Source organism: Haloarcula quadrata (genome assembly GCF_003634715.1).
GTDB classification, from domain to species: domain Archaea; phylum Halobacteriota; class Halobacteria; order Halobacteriales; family Haloarculaceae; genus Haloarcula; species Haloarcula marismortui.
On the sequence record NZ_RBWW01000004.1, the window covers coordinates 17,388 to 36,653 of the forward strand.

Sequence of the window (19,266 nt, forward strand, 5' to 3'; positions counted from 1 at the left end):
TTCGGTCGGCGGCGGAATGGTGGCCGGCCGGGGGGCGCGTTCAGTGTAGCGAGCGCGTCGGCCACCATTCGGCGTCGTCGCCTGCACCGACTGGTTCCGAACCTAGTCCGGCCAAGCCCATCGAGAAGGCGTACTGACCAGCAAGCTGGACTTCGGAACCTATCCGTTCGATTGGTCACAATCTGTAAAAGTCATTTTGGCCGACAATTATCACACCGCGGGTCGGGTCGACGCTGCCAGCAACACATCGGGCACCCATCTCAGCCGGAGGTCGGCCAATGACTACTCGCCCAACTGCTGGCGAGATCGTCGCCATCACGACCACCGACAGTGAACCGCTGTTGCTGGTCTGTCGACAGACTGACGAGCACGTCACAGGCGTGTTGCTGGCCGACCTCGCAACAGAACCACTCCAGCGGTTGCGGGCGTCCGAACCCGACACGGCTACACGCCGGGAGCTGGCCACCGCCGTCGAGCGCGCTGACGAGTTGCTGTCGTTCACCGTTCCGCTCACAGATTGTGCGCTAGTTGAACGCGATAGCAGCCGTCCCGACCCCTTCGAAGGAGGGGATGCCTAATGGCCCGCGCTGACCCCTCGCCGGGTACTGCGACCGACACAGCGACCACAGAAACCGATCAGTGGGGACTCCGCTACATGGTCGGTGATCTCGAACACTACACCGAGTGGACGACCGAGTTCCCCACTGTCGAGAACTACTACGACCAGTACCGCCGCGGTGACTACGCGCATGATGTCGTCATCGAACGCCGGGCGGTGGTCGAACGATGACGGGGCGTGGCACTCACGACGGCGTCGACGGTCGCCGATCACTCGAGAACCGCTGGCTCGACGCCGACGCGGTCGCCGCCGTGGGTGAGCCAGCTCGTAAGCCTAAGACTGAGGATGGCCCGATATCGAGCAGCGCTTCGCCCGGCGTGAGCGGATCGTCTTCGACGAGGATGAGGCCCAAGATGAAGAGATGGATGACTGAGCCAGTTCGCCTCCGGGTTCGTGCTCGTCGCAACCAACAGGGCTCGATTCTTGAATGGCACCCTGACGACGAAGGCAACGCCAAAGAGGCACTTGCATCGCCGCGGGCACTCATCCGTGATCTCTACGGCGCCGTCAACCGGTCGACCGTCGTCGACGGCGATCTCGTCGCTGTCGTGGAGGCGTGGCCTCGATCGGGCGACGTGATCGACGTGATCGTCCTTGAGGAACACGCCCGCAGCGAGAGTGCGACTGAACGCCTGCGGATGCAGGCCAGCGCGGAGGTGGCCCAATGAGGGCCTATAACCCGTCAGACGCGCGTCTGACGCGACCTGTTGCAATAGCCGACGTATTTAACACACAGCCGACCAAACCGATTCAACATCAAGCACAGAGAAGACACTCACCGCTAATCGGTGAGGAACGGGATGCCGGGGTCGTACCACCGACCTCGGCTGAGAAGGTGACGAACCAACAGTTCTCACCTACTGTTTCTGACCGGGATAGAATAAGCGTTGTGCCCGAACAGCGAGAGCCATCTCTGCGCTCTTGTTTGGGTCTGTTCGTGTCGTCAGAGAGCCGCTAGACCGTCGTGAGCCGCTGATACGAAGATGTACGCCGCAGACTACACACTGACCGGTACGCTTCAGCCCCTCTCGGGAGCGCCACGGGGAGAGCTGTCGCTCTCCACTGGGCGAAACTCCACCCAGAGAGGGTTCCCAGGAGGGATGCCATGACGTTCCACGTCGTCGGCTGTTCAGACTGTTCGGCACTCTGGATCATCGACGAGTCAGGGGACTCGAAAGCCTGCTGTCCAACCTGTGGCCGGACTCACAGCCGGGAGCACCTCCGTTCACTCGCGTCGGCTGCTGACAGGGAGGTCGCAGCGCAGCGACGGTCGGCTATCCTTGCATCACGCCGCGATGAGTCGGATGCTGACCTACGTGCGTACTGGGACCAGGCTACTGACGACCCAGTCATCGACGATCGAGAGTATCTCGACGGGATGGGTCTTGACGACGATCTCGTCGATAACCTCTGCGGTGAGTCTTCGTCAACGTCGACGACGTCTGATTCATCGATAACCCGTCCGGACTCCGGGCCCGACGTAGACGTCGACGTGGCGAACAGACCACAGCTCCGCGGGTCTGCCTATCCAGACGCTGCGGAGGAACCGGGAATTGCTCTACTGGACCCTCGGGGTCAGCTCTCGATCACCGGACTCACCTACCATGATGTGGCGCCACAAAGCTCCGAGTGGCTCGGTGATCTCCTTGCGGACCTCATCCCGATGACGGCACGCTGTGTCCAGGACCTCGCAGTTCTCCATGAAGGGGGACCCGACCCCTCGGACCCGCGCCAGACGAACTACGAGGTGCCCCGCTTCGTCCAAGAGGTTCTCGCCGGAGAGGTCGCTGGCCTCGAGGCGGCCGACGCTTCTGTCGGGGCTATCGAGGAGGCACGCGCCTACCTCGACGCGGCGGCCCGCTACGCGCTCCTGTGGGACAACGAGTGTTATCGGGCCCAGCGCGGGTTCAAAGGCACCGAGCAATTCGAGCGGATTCAACGAACGCTCACCACTACTGGCACGAGTCGTGGGCCGTTCAACGCTGGCGTCGACGCACTCCGACACTCGTTAGTCGCCCTGCACGCTGAACGCGAGACGCCACTGCCAGTCACGTTCGTTCTCGACGGAGAGGCCTGGACGGCAGCCGACCGAGAGACTGTGAAACGCGCCCTTCGGGTGTTGGATGTCCTTGCCGACGCTCTGGATGTGCGCCTCCAGATGTCGCCTGGAGTCCGGCAGCGAGTGCGTCGGCTGACGCTGCGGGCGCTCGACGCCGATGACGAAGCGGACATCCCGGCATGGGCTGAGCGCTTCTCGTTCCTTACTGAGGCCGGATACTCCTCCCGGCGTGGTGGGGACGTCGACGAGGACTCAGACGAGGGCCAGCTGGACGAGCAAGCCTGGGGCTGGGTCGATACCAACCGGTCCCAGACAGGCCCGCTGACTGTGCTGGCACATCTCGATACTGACGGTGAGCGCTCCGTTCGCGCTATCAAGCGAGACGACGCAATCGCCTATGCAGACGGCAGCATCGACCGCTACGTGTCGTTCCTCGAAGCCGAGGACATCATCACGGTGGATCGCTCACACGCCTCGAATCAGGTCTCGCTGACCGCTCTCGGCGAAGCAGCACAGCAGTATGTCGACCGAGAGGGTAACCCTGTCCACCCGTCCCAATCCCGGCTGTCGGGGGCGTCTTACGGACACCCCTCACGGTCTCGTAAGTGTAGTGTATCCGCCCAGAAGCGCGACCGGTACCCCCCCGCCGAACGGTGGCTTGCCGCGACCGGCTCCGCGCCTGAGTCTGGCTATGTCCAGTGGCTCGGCGACCGCACTGGTCCTCGCGAGGTCGAACCGCCGGTTCTTCACCGCCGGTTTTCCGCCGCGAAACGCGTTGACGGCGTCACCTTCGCCGACGGGGACATCCTCGACTGGACGGACGACGATGACGCACCCGACGGCGACGGTCGCGTGTCCTACATCTCGACGTTTGATGACGAAGCGCTTGTCATCCTACAGTGGGGCGGCCCCGTCGTAACACTGGGACGTCTGTGTGGAGCCTTATTCAGCAATCGGATGCTCAGTAAGGCATTAAATACGGATGCACTGGGGAAACAGTGGAACCGGGCCCACGACGGCGTCGAAACGTTCGAAAACGATCTCCACGATGTCCTCATTCAGGCCAAACAAATCGGCTGGCTTTCCAGTGACGAACTCGAAGATCTGGACAACTGGCGCGAACGGATCGGCGCAGTGCGGTCCATGCTCCTCTCGCAAGTTGGGGACTTCGGCGACCTCGACTCCGGCCTGCAGGCCCAGCTGATGCGAGACCTCCACGGGCTGCTCTGTAGCGCGATGAACGTCTACGACGCCGCCGGCCTCGACGTAACCATCAACATCCGACTGCCCGATCCCGATGCGCTCCGGCGTAACGAGAATCAATACGAGAAGTTCCTCGATTTTGTTCGCTACACGATCACCAAACAGGCCGGCTATCGCGACGACTACGGCGTCCACAGCTGGTATCGGATGTGTATCGAGGACCGCCCACAGAAACTCCGGGCGCGGTCCGAATACGATATCGACGACACCGATCCCGTTGCTGACCTACTGGCGTCGTGGGTCTTCACCGGCCCTGGCGTCTCCGACCTCTTGCCAGACGTCCAGGAGGCCGTCGACGAGGAAGCGACTCGCCTTCGCGATCGCGTCGACGCCGGCGTCGAAGACGCCGCCATCCTCGATATCCCGATGGTGGAAGCCAATTCCCACGGCCATATCCGGGGGCTCGTCCGGGAGATTGCCGACCGCAAGGGGTTCTATGACGGCAATCGTGCGGATCTCGACCGACTCACCCGCTGTCTGGAAGCAGCGCTCGCGACGACCGACCGTGGCCCGGACCCCTGCCTCGTGGCAGATGCTCTCGACAGCCTCGAATCGCGTGACAGCGTCTCTGACCGCCTCGATATCGACGCCGTCGAGACCGCGCTGGCCACGCTCCCCAGCGCAGCGATCTTCCCAACGCTGCCGCCGGCAGCCCGACGGATGCTCTCGGCACTGTTCGCGAGCACCGAGCCACTCGACCGGCAGGACCTCATCGAGATTACTTCAGAGAGTTCCTATAACCGCCATCACAAGACGCTGCGGGCGTTCTTCCTCGTGGAAGATACCGGCGAGGGCTTCGTCGCACACCTGGAGCCGTGGTGGTCGTCGACGTCATCGGTGAGCGAGCCGTACCACGACGACACTCCGTACCCGGGATCACCGGCCGGCCATCCGTCGCACATCCTGCTGGGCCCAGTCTATGACTCTGGGCTGCTGGACATCCCGCCGGATGAATACGCCGAGCTCGGATATCTCGACTACAAGGAGCTTCTCGACGAGCTGGGACTCTCGCGATGGCGGCCCATCCTGGAGGCGTTCTGTAGCGATTGCCACGAGGCAACTACCACATCGCATGCTGCGGACTCAGAGCTATCTTACTCGGACCACTCAGGGGTTCGAATCGGGCCGCCGTCGGTGACTCACGACACCGCTCAGGTATCGATTACTCAGACTGCCGCCGATGACTAACTGACGACTGTCCGTTGAATGCGTATATAACTTCCACAAGCAGTGAGACGTGTCAGCGATCGTGCTGGGGGCAGCACGTGTATCCTTCGGCTGCCGGCTTTATGGGTCAACATATCTTAATTATGGGCGAAACGTTTCCTCAAACAGAGTGGCGCTTGATTCGCTATCTACATAGACGATATCGACTTCAAGCTCGTTGGCTGCTGGTGTCTCACCGTCACGGAAATCAGCTGTCCCGCTATTCACCCTGAATTCAATCGTTTCTCCTGCCGACCAGACATCCGTCCCATCATCAGCGATGAGCTTGGTTGATCCCGACCTCTGATCGATCAAGTCATCGTTTCCATCGATATTCTCATTCAACAGCTTGGATGAAGCTGTACTCGGCAGATCCACTAACCGCGCCTCGGTATCCACACCAGGGCCAGACGCACGAACAATGATCTCGATGTTCTCGACGGCCACGCTGTCACCGGCAACGTGTGTGATCCGAACAACCTGCTGGTCACGATCGCCGCCAGCAACAAATTCACCACTTGTCTGACCGACCGATGGCGCAGGATTATCGACATCCTCTGCGAATCCAAGTACGAACGTGGCAATCGTTGCGGCTAGTATGACTGCAATTGCGACCATCAGAATAACGGAAATAACGGGTGAAACAGCTCGCTTTTCTTCCACAGGCTCACTGTTGTTCCCTCTCAAAATAAATCACTGCCTCCTCTTTTGCACCATCTGCGCGTTCACCTTCCCTGTTCAGCCTGCCATTGGTAGCTGCTGTTAAGGGTGCCGCCAGATTCAGCTAAGCTGATATTGCTCTTGAATCGTCGGCGAGACCAGCTCGTAATCAATATGCTCACCGGTGAACTCAGCGTTCCAGACGAATTGGTTGGTGATGCCGTACTTGTTTCTGATATCGGCTGGTAAGCACCACTGGAGGCCGGTCTGGATGTCGACGATATCGATATCGTATGCGCCCGGCCCCAGTGTCGTTTCACAATAGTCCTGGTCGATGTGGAGTCGCACCGTCATCGACGAATCCTCGATATCACGGAGGCCGAGCCGGAAGACCCCCTCAGGTTCAGTCCCGGCCGCAGCCAGCCACTCTCTCTTGATGCCCAGGTACAGAGACGTCCCGCCGCGCTTGATCACACTCCGGCCCGCAGCCATAGTGTTGGCCATGCCAGATACTTACCGAGTAACTAGGATAAACGTATCGACCGAATTAGTCAATGGCTGTTAGATGCGCTAAAATTGTATATTTACGGCATTTAGAATATCGACTCTATTTGACAGCGTACTAGTAGATATAATATCTAAGTCAGACGTTGAGACCTCTTACCAGTTGTTGTGCGTCTGGTTTTTATCTACCAGAGACGGTGGAATAGGTGAGCGATAGGCTTGCCTACTGTTCAACTTCGTATTTGTTACTTGCTGGGATCGTTGTCCCACATTTGACGCAACTAAGAGTCCCGGTAGGAGCGGTTCCGCAGACCTCACACCGCCACGTGTCCCCGACCTTGATTATGTCACCATAACAGTCGTCGGAAGTGTGTACAGTCCCAGTTCGTGTGTATCCACAGTCAGGACATTTGTATTTCCTAACCGTTACCATATTCGGGGTTATTGGATCTGCCCGAAAATACCTTATTCTACTTTTGATTTCGATGATGGCTGACCAATCCCAGTCCGGACCACTGCGCTCAGGAATAGATTCGCTGCATTCATACCAACTGATATACCAGCACATTTCTGCTATTTTGAAGCTCCGTCTGTCGACCGTTGGCTCGCCCCTTGGGTAGCCTTGGTTGTTCTCGCCGGAAAACTGGGATCACCAACTCGATTTGTCTCACGTTCCGCGCACACTTGGGTACAAGCTGTGGGACGACGGAGTACTTTCACTGGAGGATCGTAAAGAGATCATTTCGGAGGTCGCTGGAGAGTTGTTCCACCTCAAGAACTCTGTCGAGAAGCATCGTCCGCGGGAGGAGTATTCGGCGATCCGCAAGCGGATCGCCCGAACGAAAGAGCGGATAGAGAAGACAGCATGGCAGTTAGAGCAACTCTCTTCGCCGAAAGCAGCATCGTATCTTCGGCGTGGTCTGGACTCGATGGTGACGTTTGCTGAGGATGCGACAGACGGGTTCGAGGTGCCGTGGACCTCGAACCCTGTCGAACGAGCAATGGGGGAGGTAGCCAAGCGATGCAAGCGTGACTGGATGCAGTGGAGCGAAGAAGGGTTAGATGCGCTGTTGCAGTTGTCTCTGACGAAATACGCTAATCCCGACTACTACCACGAGTTCTTCGATGAGTTTCTCCAACGGTCAACTCACGGAAAGATACGATGTAGCGTGTCAGTCACAGCGAATGGAGGTGAAGTCTGAACGGTTTTCCGACGCGACCGAATTTTTTAGATGCATTACTCAAGTTTTTCTTTTTCCTTGTGTGAGGATACGTTTTCGGACATCCTCAGATGTCTCTTTCAGATACCAGATAACCTCCTCATTGGCGTATGCGTCAATAATGAAAACTTCATCAGTAGCTTGAGAGACTAGATTTGTCGACTCATTTGGTGCGACAGAAAGTGAGGAGGACGTTACATCTGAGTGTCAGGTACTCAAGGTGTTATCCGCTTCCGTACGGCCCATCCGTATCCGTGACGGCGAATCTGATTTCGCCACCTGGTAGACTGGCCCTGTCCCGCGCGTCAATCGCCACACCAACTAGCGTAGAGTTACCCGAGTCGAGACCGCCTCCACTTGCGTTGGTAGTTTCGTATCCGCCGAAGTCGTCCCAACTCGGGTAGAAGCTATCTTCGGGGTAGGAACCACTGTACTCTTCGTACACTTCTTTCGGGACAAAGAACCATTTGTCTGGGTTCGCCAATCCGGATTTATCGATAGTAATATCGAGATCGTTCGGACCGTTGTTAGTCATCCGGAAAACGCCATCAAAAGTCGTGACCGAGTCAGCGTTGATACCGCTGCCACCGTTATTGTTGTCACTGAAGTCCAGAACGAGTTGTTTCCCGTTGTGTTCCGCGTACGGTGAGGTCTCCGTCAGACCGAGGTAGGCGGATTTGTCACCTGCCACATTGACACCAACGGTACGAGTCGCCTCAACACTAGCGAACGCACCAGTACCCATTGCAGCCGCTGAGCCGGCGGCGAGCGATCCCATACCGACGAGGAATTTGCGTCGTTGCATTGTATTGTCTCCGTATGCACACCCGTTCGACCAGTCACGTCACCGACACCATGTCCGGGGTGCGCTCACTTGTGGACATAACCTATCACCACTTTGGTATACACGCCGGCCACACTGCAAAGACCGATTGTACCGCCGCAATCATCGCTTGCGGCATGTAAACAGTGTTTGCAGGGCTGTAATCAGACCTTACTCATCAGGGCCACAGAACTGTGGGTCCCAGTAGGGTAATAGAGTCAACTTACTGATAATTACAAATTCAATAACTATACTATGGGGTAACAATGACCAGTCTGCGGGAACTGCGTGGTGGCAGTATGTATGAGCGAAACCTTAGTAGATTCTTCCCAAGGCGGCGGAGGACAGGACCGGAATCAGATACCGACGGAAGAAGCGGTGTTCGAAGTCCTCAGCAACAGACGACGGCGGTACGTGTTCCACTATCTGAAGCAACAGGACCGGCGGGTGTACCTCAGGGAGCTGGCCGAACAGGTGGCAGCGTGGGAGAACAATAAGTCCATCCACTACCTCTCGTCTGGCGAGACCAAGCGCGTGAAGACGGCGCTGCACCAGCACCACCTCCCGAAGATGGACGACAGGGGGTTCGTGGACTACGACGCGACGCGGGAGACGGTTGAACTGGACGAGGCCGTCGCCGACCTGGAGGTGTACCTCGACGTGGTTCCGGGGGCCGACATCCCGTGGAGCCTCTACTATCTGGGTCTCTCGGGGGTTGGGATTGCAATGCTGGTGGCGGCGTGGGCGGACCTCTGGCCGCTGGCGTCGGTTCCCGACGCTTCCTGTGCGGCGTTTCTCGTGGTGACGCTGCTGGTCTCTGCTGTCGTCCACACGTACGTCACGTATTCGCGGCTGCGCCTCGGTGGGACCGACAAGCCGCCGGAGGTGAGCGACAGGTGAACCTCGGCTCCGTATCGGTCGCGCTCTGTGCGCTGGCCCTTTCGATGACGCTCGTCGCACAGACTGGGGCGGTGACCAGTATGTCAGCCGGGCGCTCGATCGAAGTGGCCGTGGCAGACGACGAGGATGCGTTCGTGGGCATCGACGTGCAATCGGTCGAAGTCGAACGCAACGCGACAGAGAACGTGACGCTGCTGACTGTCGAGAACCGGTTCGACCATTCCGTCGACCTCGATGTAGTGGTAACCGGTGCCGAGGACAACCAGCGATTGAACGTCACGGCCGTCGACGCTCCCAAGTCGCTCAATAGTGGCGAACGGGGTAGCGTGGTGGCGACGGTTGAGTGTGCGAACGCGACGACGGCGGAGATGCTCACCGTCGCCCTCAGCGCGTCAGGTGGTGGAACCAGTGTCAAGCTACCGCGAGACATGAACGCGCAGTGCGTCTGACCTGCTCACCAGAGCTCGTTCTGGCTTTATCAGTTAGTTCCGAACCTGTGGTTGACTTTGAATTTGGCACTGTCTAGTTCTGGATGACCTCGGCTGGCGTTTTCCCGTCGAGTGCTTGGTTCGGTCGTGCGTGGTTGTAGTGGTGTCTGAAGCGTCGTAACCACTGTTTCGCGCTGGATTGACTGCCCCTCCAGAAAGAATGGGAGCGGTCGATTCGCACGGTCACAGTCTGGAACCACTTTTCGATGTGGTTCCGAATTCGATAGTCGAGCTGACCGCTCAAATCGTGACGTGAGAGGGCAGTCAGATAGCCGCCAGCATCAACAAGAAACACCGACTCGGCGACATCGTGTTTCTGAGTGAGTCGATGCAGGAACGCCGCCGCGGGGTCTGGGCCAGCAGGGACGCAATCCATATGAGGAACTCAAGCGAGTCGTCTGAGACAACGAAATGATCTCACGGGCTCACGCCGTACCAGTTGTTCAAGCCGCCGGGTAAACGGATACATTTGATCAAGATCGCGTATTTCTCACCATCCCCGTGAGAAATGTAATAGGGTTAAACGCGAAGGGAAGAATGTATATCAAAATATCGATATAAACCAAATAGAATCGTCGGCCACACACACACCCCACTTGCGAAATGTTTTCCGAGATTGTAGAGTGGGTGGCCCCCCTAGCAGAGGTCCTGAAAACACGATAAAAGCGGTAATCTCCGAGTAGGAGTGCTGAAAGTGCTGTTTCCAGATTAACCTTTTCTAGTGGAAAAGCTTAAACAGCAGGCACGGCAACAGTATTCACACTGCAACTACTGCGTGTAGTGGCAAGGAAACGCCGCCGCTACACCGCACTAGTGGCTGATCTTGACCGCTCCTCCCATATTCTGGTGTAACAGGCACTCTAGCTGGGTTTCATGACTGACCAGCCCACCTAGCGAGCTTTTCTGCCCCGTCTAACTTAGGTCAGAACATTTCGTAAGTGGGGGGTGTGTGTGAAAACATTAGTTATCGTATAAGAGACGGTTCTGCGGTAGGCTCTTTCATGAACGTTAAGGAAATCTTGGAACCGCTTGTTTGAGCGGGGCTCTGTGCCAACAGTTTCGCAGAATTTTTTGTAGCGGTCGTAGAGCTCGTTCGTTCGACCAGGCTCCGAATCTGTGAGGAAAAATAGAAAGGCAGCAAGGCCCGATGACAGTAGTTGCTAGTACGATTTCGTTAGTTGTGCGGTCAAGGAAGCGTGTGCGATACGGAGCGGTGGCGGAATCGTCTGCGGAGGCGGCAGCGGTGCCGGCGGCGGCTGGCGGGTGCTGTCCAGGCGGTCCCTCCCCCTCCCTCTCAGGCGCGGGATTACACGGCCTCTTGCGAGACTTTCCGGTACCGCCAAACAGCGAATCGATTTCAGATTGGCGGCAGACTTCAGCATCGAGACGGGCTAACACTTCCGAACCGCTATCACGGAGCGAAATATGATTGCCGGCACCAACTGAGTAGCAGTCAACCAGTCCAAGCTCTTTGAGGGTACTGAGATACTGGCTTACCGTTGAACTGTCGCGACGAAGCATTTCGGGTAGGGACGCCTGTGGGACCGTTTCTGTCGGCTCATCGCTTAACGCCCGCAAGAGTTGGACGGGTCCACCCTCGGGGTCAAGCGCACTGAGAGCGTCGTCAACAACCTTCTCAGCCGGGTGATCGCTGTCATGGGTAGTATTTAGGTAGTCGTCAAAGTCCAACGGCAGGTCAGAGCGATGCGTGTTGGCCAGCCAGCAGGCCGTGCGGCCTGTACAGAGTAGATATACATCACACTGCGTGTCGAGGACAGAGAGCAGTCTGAACGTATTCTCGCGCTGCTGTCGGGGTTGCTCTGCAAAGTCAGTCTTGTCGATATGGGCTGCAATAGTAGGTGTCTGGTCAGCAGCAGCAAGGATGGCGAGTGGTCCGTCAGCAAGATCGGAGTCTATTGCTTCATCGAGCGTCGGGTAGTCGGCCCAGACAGGAGCAACTTGGCCTTGTCCAAGAGCAGCAGTGTATCGGAGTGCGTTTTCGTGTGCCACGCTTTCCGGCGGTGTTCGGTCAGGGGCGGCATCGGGTTCTCTGGCGGCGTCAAGCCAACCCACCAGCTGTGCGTATCGACCGTCGCGAGCAGTCACCCCAGCGTCGCGAAGCGTCGACGTCCACTCACGCTTCGATGTTCCTGCAAGTAGTTGCCGAACTGCATCAGTGAGAGTAGTCTGGAAGGGTCTAGACGACAGGATAGAATGCAAGACATCAGATGGGGGTGCGTCGCTAACATCGACTCTAGTTGCATCAAGTCGGTCCTGACCCCTGAGTGAGAGTTTCACTGCGCACCACCGAATAGCCAAGTTTCGCCGGAATTTACGGCTTTCATCGGCCAGTACTCCGTATTAGAGGCTCAGCTGACGATGGGAGAGAACTAATAGTCTGGAGCGATAAGGAGCAGACACGGCCCACACGCTCCAACGATTTAGCGCACAGGACCTTTCCACAATCATATGCGCTGAATCGCGGGTGGCCCGTGTCAGCCCCTCTTGGGGCTAACACGTACATTCTGAGTGGCTACTCTATTCGCCGTCACCTCCGTCGTCTTCATCGAGGTAGGTTACTTTTGTAGCCTCGAATTCAACGAGTGCTTTCCGCCCCTCGATGGTCAATGCCTGACGGTGTTCTTTTGGGATGACGAGTCTGCCCTTCTCATCGACTGCCTTACTGAACGAGATGGTTAGGTTGTCGTCGGCACTCATCTTGTTCAGTATTATGTATTTGGTTCGGTTATAAGTCTATTGGACAGGTTGATGGAGCAAATTCATTAAATAGTAAAAACTTTGGGTGGGAGTCTTCGCCGTTCATTGTCGAAGGTGGCGACGAGTATCGAAGACAAATCACAGAACTGTTCGGGAATCTGACTAATCAACTTAGCTTCGCCTCCTCGTGGATCGAGAATCACCTTGACAACTATCTCAATAAGTTAGTTTAGCCACTACGTTCGCCCGAGGCCGCAGTCCTTCACTGATTCGTTGGTTCGTTCCACTCCAGTGCGGCGATTGTACGTCTGGTTTAGTATCGATTGTTTCAGCTGTACATCCTCGCTGTGTTTCTCAATGCGGTCCTCGACCCTGTATTCGATATCTTTCGGGTCGTCAGCGTTTCTAGCATTGTACGGGGCGACTGGCACGACCCCTGTGGCCAGCAGGTGGTCGTGCCAGTCGAGGGTGTCGTAGGCGCTGTCACCGACCATCCAAATCGGCTTGGCGACGGCGAGCGCATCACAGGTGACGCGCATCGCCGTCTCTTCTGGCGCTTGTTTGCTCTCGGTGAACTCCGCTGCAATCGGTATTTTTTGTCCGGTCGAAACAATCGTACAGCCGTAGCCGTAGTAGTACTCTTCATCGGTTGGATCGTAGCATTTCGACGCATCTTGGTCAGCGGGCATCGCCCTCACGTCGGTTGAATCGATGCAGTAGGTCAAGTCGAGCAGGCCGCGCCGGGCGGCCTGCTCGACGAGGTGGTCAAAGACTTCGTCGACGACGTGTTCGAGGTCAGTAAGGAACCGATCGACCGCGTCTCTTGACGGCGGTCGATCGAAGCCACAGCTCAGCCAGACAACCGTGTTCTGAAGCTCCCGCTCAGCAGGACGAATTCCGTAGATATCACGGTAATAGCAGTGGAGGAACCCACGCAGCATCTCTGGTGGTTTATGCTCTCGTGTTCGCCCCGTCTCCGCCGGGGCGAACACATCGAACTCGCCAAGAAACTCGAAGGAGAGATGCTCAAACAACGCTAACGTCTCGGTCTCCGCGACATTGAAGAACGACTCTACCGAAGGCTCATTCTGCAGGGTCGCTGAGTCCATACCACCTCAGCATTCACCCTGCTCTTTGGTGTGGTAACTGTTCTATGACACCCTCACAGCGGGCGAAAAAGGCCTTTCTGGACGGCGTCGTTGACAAGCCAGTCATCGCCAAGACTGCAGCACTGGCAGCACAGGATACGGGGTCGGCGCGTCACGCTCTCGACATTCTCAAGGAATCGGGCGATATCGCAGACGAGAATGGTGTTGACTCGATAACCGAAGCGCATGTTGAGGAAGCATACGAGGAAGTTGAGCGGGGGAAGACACGGAGCCAGCTCCGCGATCTTCCGACTCAGTCGAAACTCGTGCTCCAGGCTCTCCTCAGTCTGTCACTCAATGGTGAGACGCCGGCAATGAAACAGACGGTGTACGATGTCTACGAGAAGATCGCATACGATATCAACACCGATGTGAAGTCAACGCGAACCATCCATGATCGGCTTAATCAACTGTCGCTCAATGGTTTTGTCCACATGGAGCAGAGAAACGAGGGACTCTCTGGTGGAATCTATAACCAGTACGATCTGGACCTCAGAGAGGAGATCGTCACGGAGGTTCTCAAAGAGAACAACCGGATCAGTGAGTTGATGGAGACGACAACGCTCGACTCGTTCAATTAACCTCCAGTCCTTGGAGAGTGGTTTGCGAGCGCTCCCCATCTGTTTTCACCACTTCGCTCATCCGTAGCACGTTGTTGATTCCACAGAGTTGCTCGAACAGCGTGTTTCAGTCACGAACTTCCCTACCATTTCGACCACACCGGAGTGCGAGTGACCAGCCTCAAGCTCCTCCACGGAGTTCGCGAAGCTGACTTCGAAGCGGCAAAAAGCACGGAGCCGACCTGAAATATAGCACCCAAATTCAGAACTACTGCGAAACGATCCGCTACCCTCTCGAGTGGGATGACGACATCGGCGGCGAGCATGTTGATGGCGGCTTCCGAGTCGACCTTGATCAAGACGGCGAGGTCGTCAATACAGATGCATCTGAAGCCGACAGCACCACCGACGAGTCTGAAGCTACCGACTAGCAGCTCCCGCACGACCACCGGAAGCCGGCCGTAGTCACAGCGTCGTCACCCCCGACCCTCCATTTGTTTCTCGCGAGAGCCCAACCTCTCGGAGACGCTAGCAGTGACGATCCCCAACAGATCACTGCCTAAAGCGAGACAAACAACAGGCTCGCTCCACGCCGACCCACTCCTGAATTACCCTCCCAGGCCCAGCAGTCCCCCACACGACTCCTAACCCACGCCTGTCTCACTCTCGACGCAAAACTATTCGACGACTCTCTTCAGGCTCACTATTCACTGGCCGTTGAGGTACAAGAAGTGTGTCTTATACTCGCCCGCCACCATCGAAGCCCTCAAACTCGGAATCACACTTGCGAGAGCGATATCATCGAGTTGCTGTTTCGACCCAGCGAGATGCGATCAGTTTCTGCTACCAATTCCCCCGCTTCAGCGATTCCTAACGCGGAAATGGAAAACGACCCCCCAACTGTCGACGCAAAAATGACTCATAAATGGAGCGCGACCCCCCGACTGTCGAAACAAAAATGGCTCACGAATGGAGCGCGACCCCCCGACCCTCAATACAAGGCTAACAAATGGAAATCTCGCGGCCACCCGACCGTCTACACGAGCTACTCCGCACCGATCTCGAAAGCGGGTTCGTCGACAACCGAACGCAGATTCACACCACCACCTTCACACGCAGCACGCACCACAACCGACGCGGCTCAGCACCGTGACCAACAGCTCGATAGTGTTATTCTGATCGCCACTCTTACCACATACTCTATGTATTTCGGTGGGTGTCTACACCACTAATTACCAGACGGAAGTCGATTCGCAGGGGGTAGTGATTAGTTCGGTAATTACCAGACAGCGACCTGATTGGGGCCGTCTGTAATAACCTCTCAATCCCGATCATCGCCTGCTCCATCTCACCGCTAATTACCAGACGGCAGCCGGATTCGACAAGGCCGTAATTAGTTCTGTAATTACCAGACAGCGACCCGATTGGGGCCGTCTGTAATAACCTCTCAATCCCGATCATCGCCTGCTCCATCCCACCGCTAATTACCAGACGGCAGCCGGATTCGACAAGGCCGTAATTAGTTCCGTAATTACCAGACGGGAGCGAGTTAGACGGGGTTCGTAATTAGCTTCTAATTCACCCGTCTCATTCTTCTAATTACCAGACGGCACCCGATTCAGAGGCATGTATAAAAAGATATATATTATACTCATCATCATAGCTAATTACCAGACGGCGGCCGAATTCAGGGGGTTCGTATTTAGAACACCACCCACCAAATCGAGCGTCGTTGTTCAGCCATAAGCAGAGATAGCTTTAGAGGCCCTATAGAGCAACCTCCTACCCCCGTCGCAGTTCAGCCGAATTCACACAATTAGGGTTCAGGGGAGATGAAGTTCAGTGGATAGTCGCGTAGCGAACGATTCGGGCCGGAGCCAAGAAACAGGCGGGGGAAAGTGGGGGAGACGGGAGACGGACGAGGAGGAGACTATCAGAGATATGATAGTGGATGGAACCCTGAGTGAGCGGCACAGAAGACGGGAGAAATGAGGCGATGAACAGGGGCCGACGACAGACCAGCAACCACCACCAGCAGGAGGCCACGGAAGAGCCACAACCAGCGCCGGCGGCGAAGGGAGACAACAACGACTGCGAGGCAGCAGGGGAGCCTGACTCGAAGGACCGACATCGAACGAGAGGCGAACCAGACTCAAGACACGACGACAGATCACCAACTGATCGATAGCACCGGATCTCGATCTACGACACCACCAGCAGGACTGACCCGGCGGCAACAACTCGACGAGCGACGGGAAGCGAGAATCGACCAGCGAGGGACACCGACCAGCGAGGGACACCTCGATCCGAACAGCGACCAGCATCGAAGGCGACCAACGATCGAACTGGAAGCAAGACCGAACCGGCGGGGCACGACGACATGGGGGGACCACCGAGACGACACGACACCCGACGACGAACAGCGGCGGTGGGGCGACAACAAGAGGCGAGGGCCAGATCACGATGCGAGAGCAGGGAGTGGGCCCGGTCAACGACGTCGAGAGTCGTAGTCGCGATGCGACAGTGAGGGATGAGTGTGCGGGGAGACGCGATCGTGACTGTACCGAGAGCGAAACGACGGTGGGGGATGGGGGCGGCGTCGACGACGAGTCAGCGACACTGCGGGGGCGGCGAGGCGACGGGGGCGGCGAGAACAACGACGACGTCGACGGCAACCGAACGGCGAGTCCGAAGCGACGGTGGGAGGGAAGGCGGCGACGACAACGAAGAACGCGACCTGAAACCGCCGCAACGAGGGACAGCGACCAGAGGAGGACAAAGGGAACGAGAGGGGAAGGGGGAGAGATGGAGAGTGGGAGGCGAGAATCGAATGTCTTGGTTTTGCATTCGGTATACTCCGTTCGCTCGAGCAAGCGCAGTTGTCATTTCGGGATGGACCGGCCCCAAGCGTCAGGTGGTGTCGCGATCGTCGCCGGCTGGTCACTGGGTAGGGGAGAGCCCATGTGGTAATTACAAGCAGATAACCGAAACCGAGCGTATTGCGCCCGTCTGTAGACCAGCGAAGGACCGCTCCACGCGATTCATGAACTCAACCCGGAGAAAGTACCCGACTGGGGCGGTGTATATGACCCCGAAGAGGACGCAGGGTGGACCAATATCAGGGGAGGCTGACACCCGGTTTTCCTGCAGTCCTCGTACCCCCCTCAGCGCACCGGGTACCCGGTGTGATCGGCGTGCAACAAACTACCCCGAAATCCGGAACTACTGGTAAGTCACCCCCGATAGATATTCACATACGGCTCAAGACAGTAGCGCCCCCATGGACCTCGAGATTGACCATGTAACCATCGCAGCAACTGACCTCGAACAGCTGCAAACTGCGGCGGCAGAGGCTGGGTTACCGACTGAGTACGGCGGAGAACACTCAAATGGCGTCACTCATATGGCGGTTACCGGCTTTCAAGATGGTAGTTATATTGAATATATTTCTGCGTTTGATAAGACGGCTATCTCACCGTGGTGGCATGTACCGATCCAGAAGGGTGGTGGGTCTTGTGCATGGGCAATTCGCGTTGATGATATTGAAGCAGTCTCGCTTCGACTTCGCGAGCGAGACGTTACGGTTGATGGGCCAGATAGCTATCAGCGCGTACGCGAGGATGGAACTCGAGTCGAGTGGCAATTAGCCTCGCTCGGGGGAGGAGATCCTGGCAAAACACTCCCGTTCCTCATTGAGGATGAAACGCCCCGTAGCGAACGTATCACGCCGACAGCAGACTTGACGGACCATCCACTCACTGGGATCGAACGAGTTGTCCTTGCTGTTTCGAACCTCGAGCATGCTACAGCACGATTCGAAACAGCATTTGGACTGAATTCCCCCCAGTATGTCGATGATAGTCTCCCTGCAGAAGTAGCCGATTTTCCAGGGACACCCGTTATACTTGCTGAACCCGACAACAGCGGCTGGCTCCGAGAACGGCTTGATAGATTTGGCCCGCTTCCGGTGGCATATCTGCTCGGAACAACGGACCGGGTGTCACCATTCCCAATTGAGACGCAAGCCTCCATCGCTACCCACAGCGTCGACTGGCTAACTCTGAAGACGCCAATTGACAGGCCCTATATTGGAATCATCACGGATAATCTCGGCTAGATTGACTGTTCGGACCCGACATCGTGGTCAAGTGCGCGTTCGTACAGGTGGCTAGCGGTTGCCGCATCGAAGACAGCGCTACCGACGCTTTCGACAATGACTATCTCTTCTGGGTCGCGTGGAGCGGCAGTTCCATCCAGGACCGTTGCCAGTGGCAGGAGATCTGCTTCGGTGTAGTCGGTTGCGGTCAGGTCCCCGATTTGAGCTACTTCCTCAGGGACATCAGCAAAGACTCGGTTAGCACGCTCGAATAGCGCCGGTTCGAGCTCCTGCATACTCGCTTGGTACGCGCCTACGGCAATGACAAGCGTGTCAGAAGATACGGTATCTGTTGGCAGCACTGGGCTGTGGCTCGTAGTTGCCGTCACAACGATATCTGCCTCCCTCACTGCCTCACTAACTGAGGTTGCCGCTGTTGCATCGATTCCGTGTGTTGAAAGGTCGTCAACACAATCGTGCTTGGAGTCGCTTGGTGAGTAAATACGCACGCTATCAATCTCGATGAGGGCATCGATAGCGCGTGTTTGCCACCTAGCCTGCTGGCCGGCCCCGATGACAGCGACAGTTGCTGGTGTCTTCGCTAATGCACGTGCGGCAAGTCCACCGATACTTCCCGTCCGAGCGTTCGTGATACGCGTGGCGTTCATTACTGACGCCGGTTGTCCGGTATGTGCATCGTTGAGTACAAGTTGTGCATGAATGGTTGGTAATCCATACGAAGGATTCTCGTCATGGACACTCACTAACTTCGTCGCGAAATAGTCCGACCCGTGAATGTATGCGGGCATCACTAACCCAGTCGCGAGTGGCTCCTCAGATTCCAAGTCAGCTCCAATCTCGTAATGTGGTCGCGGAGGGCGTTCGACACGACCCGCCGCCTGTTCAAGCAGTGCGTCCCCGACAACCTCTGCAACGGCATCGAGTTCGATGAGCGGAGAGAGTGCCTCATCGGAGAGCAGCAAGACCATGTGTAACCAAACA

Annotated in this window: 14 protein-coding genes and 4 pseudogenes; 10 read left to right on the top strand and 8 right to left on the bottom strand. The window is 57.0% G+C overall.

Annotated features, from left to right (window positions below; all coding sequences use genetic code 11):
• Positions 1-278 precede the first annotated feature (278 nt).
• The 4 genes from BDK61_RS22325 (at position 279) to BDK61_RS22340 (ending at position 5,129) form a co-directional block, all read left to right on the top strand.
• Positions 279-578 (top strand): hypothetical protein, encoded by a 300-nt coding sequence (locus tag BDK61_RS22325; protein ID WP_121304829.1) that lies wholly within the window; start codon positions 279-281, stop codon positions 576-578.
• The gene (locus tag BDK61_RS22330; protein WP_121304830.1) at positions 578-790 is read left to right on the top strand and encodes a hypothetical protein; all 213 of its coding nucleotides are present in this window, start codon (positions 578-580) and stop codon (positions 788-790) included. The genes BDK61_RS22325 and BDK61_RS22330 overlap by 1 nt, the downstream gene beginning before the upstream one ends.
• Before the next feature lie 194 nt (positions 791-984).
• On the top strand, positions 985-1,287 hold the full coding sequence (locus BDK61_RS24075) for a hypothetical protein (RefSeq protein WP_004966303.1): 303 nt from the start codon (positions 985-987) through the stop codon (positions 1,285-1,287).
• A gap of 437 nt (positions 1,288-1,724) precedes the next feature.
• Entirely contained in the window at positions 1,725-5,129 is a 3,405-nt protein-coding gene (locus BDK61_RS22340; RefSeq protein ID WP_121304834.1) for a DUF5817 domain-containing protein, read from the top strand.
• A gap of 120 nt (positions 5,130-5,249) precedes the next feature.
• Here the strand turns inward: BDK61_RS22340 and BDK61_RS22345 are convergent, their stop codons facing one another.
• Both BDK61_RS22345 and BDK61_RS22350 read right to left on the bottom strand, forming a co-directional pair.
• Positions 5,250-5,765 (bottom strand): type IV pilin, encoded by a 516-nt coding sequence (locus BDK61_RS22345; protein ID WP_011222255.1) that lies wholly within the window; start codon positions 5,763-5,765, stop codon positions 5,250-5,252.
• A gap of 162 nt (positions 5,766-5,927) precedes the next feature.
• The gene (locus tag BDK61_RS22350) at positions 5,928-6,311 is read right to left on the bottom strand and encodes a hypothetical protein (RefSeq protein ID WP_007189752.1); all 384 of its coding nucleotides are present in this window, start codon (positions 6,309-6,311) and stop codon (positions 5,928-5,930) included.
• A gap of 629 nt (positions 6,312-6,940) precedes the next feature.
• Between BDK61_RS22350 and BDK61_RS22355 the strand changes: the two are divergent.
• Positions 6,941-7,513, top strand: a pseudogene (locus BDK61_RS22355) (ISH6 family transposase); the annotation flags it as partial.
• Positions 7,514-7,754: 241 nt separating this feature from the next.
• On the opposite strand, the gene BDK61_RS22360 reads toward BDK61_RS22355, so the two are convergent.
• On the bottom strand, positions 7,755-8,336 hold the full coding sequence (locus tag BDK61_RS22360; protein WP_121304836.1) for a DUF1102 domain-containing protein: 582 nt from the start codon (positions 8,334-8,336) through the stop codon (positions 7,755-7,757).
• 321 nt (positions 8,337-8,657) lie between these two features.
• On the opposite strand from BDK61_RS22360, the gene BDK61_RS22365 reads away from it, so the two are divergent.
• Positions 8,658-9,254 carry a DUF7344 domain-containing protein gene (locus BDK61_RS22365; protein ID WP_121304838.1) on the top strand — a complete coding sequence of 199 codons (597 nt, stop codon included), beginning with the start codon at positions 8,658-8,660 and terminating at the stop codon, positions 9,252-9,254.
• A complete protein-coding gene (locus tag BDK61_RS22370) occupies positions 9,251-9,703 on the top strand; it encodes a hypothetical protein (protein WP_121304840.1) in 453 nt (150 codons plus the stop codon). Before BDK61_RS22365 ends, BDK61_RS22370 begins: the two co-directional genes overlap by 4 nt.
• Before the next feature lie 73 nt (positions 9,704-9,776).
• Here the strand turns inward: BDK61_RS22370 and BDK61_RS22375 are convergent.
• The 3 genes and pseudogenes from BDK61_RS22375 to BDK61_RS22385 all read right to left on the bottom strand — a co-directional run.
• Positions 9,777-10,100: pseudogene (locus BDK61_RS22375) on the bottom strand (IS6 family transposase); the annotation flags it as partial.
• 559 nt (positions 10,101-10,659) lie between these two features.
• Positions 10,660-10,896 (bottom strand): hypothetical protein, encoded by a 237-nt coding sequence (locus BDK61_RS24440; RefSeq protein ID WP_121304888.1) that lies wholly within the window; start codon positions 10,894-10,896, stop codon positions 10,660-10,662.
• A 1,384-nt stretch (positions 10,897-12,280) separates the two neighbouring features.
• On the bottom strand, positions 12,281-12,460 hold the full coding sequence (locus BDK61_RS22385) for a division/cell wall cluster transcriptional repressor MraZ (protein ID WP_121304842.1): 180 nt from the start codon (positions 12,458-12,460) through the stop codon (positions 12,281-12,283).
• Positions 12,461-12,534: 74 nt separating this feature from the next.
• Between BDK61_RS22385 and BDK61_RS24080 the strand changes: the two are divergent.
• Positions 12,535-12,693 (top strand): annotated as a pseudogene (locus tag BDK61_RS24080) (IS630 family transposase); the annotation flags it as partial.
• A 6-nt stretch (positions 12,694-12,699) separates the two neighbouring features.
• Here the strand turns inward: BDK61_RS24080 and BDK61_RS22390 are convergent.
• A pseudogene (locus BDK61_RS22390) lies at positions 12,700-13,569 on the bottom strand (IS5-like element ISHma6 family transposase); the annotation flags it as partial.
• Positions 13,570-13,613: 44 nt separating this feature from the next.
• Here BDK61_RS22390 and BDK61_RS22395 point away from each other — a divergent pair.
• Together BDK61_RS22395 and BDK61_RS22405 are read left to right on the top strand one after the other, a co-directional pair.
• Complete coding sequence (locus BDK61_RS22395; RefSeq protein ID WP_121304845.1) at positions 13,614-14,189, top strand: Cdc6/Cdc18 family protein; 576 nt, start codon at positions 13,614-13,616, stop codon at positions 14,187-14,189.
• 3,259 nt (positions 14,190-17,448) lie between these two features.
• Positions 17,449-18,285 carry a VOC family protein gene (locus BDK61_RS22405; RefSeq protein WP_121304847.1) on the top strand — a complete coding sequence of 279 codons (837 nt, stop codon included), beginning with the start codon at positions 17,449-17,451 and terminating at the stop codon, positions 18,283-18,285.
• Here BDK61_RS22405 and BDK61_RS22410 read toward each other — a convergent pair.
• Positions 18,282-19,253 carry an ornithine cyclodeaminase family protein gene (locus BDK61_RS22410; protein ID WP_121304848.1) on the bottom strand — a complete coding sequence of 324 codons (972 nt, stop codon included), beginning with the start codon at positions 19,251-19,253 and terminating at the stop codon, positions 18,282-18,284. The two genes, BDK61_RS22405 and BDK61_RS22410, sit on opposite strands and share 4 nt — an antisense overlap.
• Between the last annotated feature and the right edge of the window lie 13 nt (positions 19,254-19,266).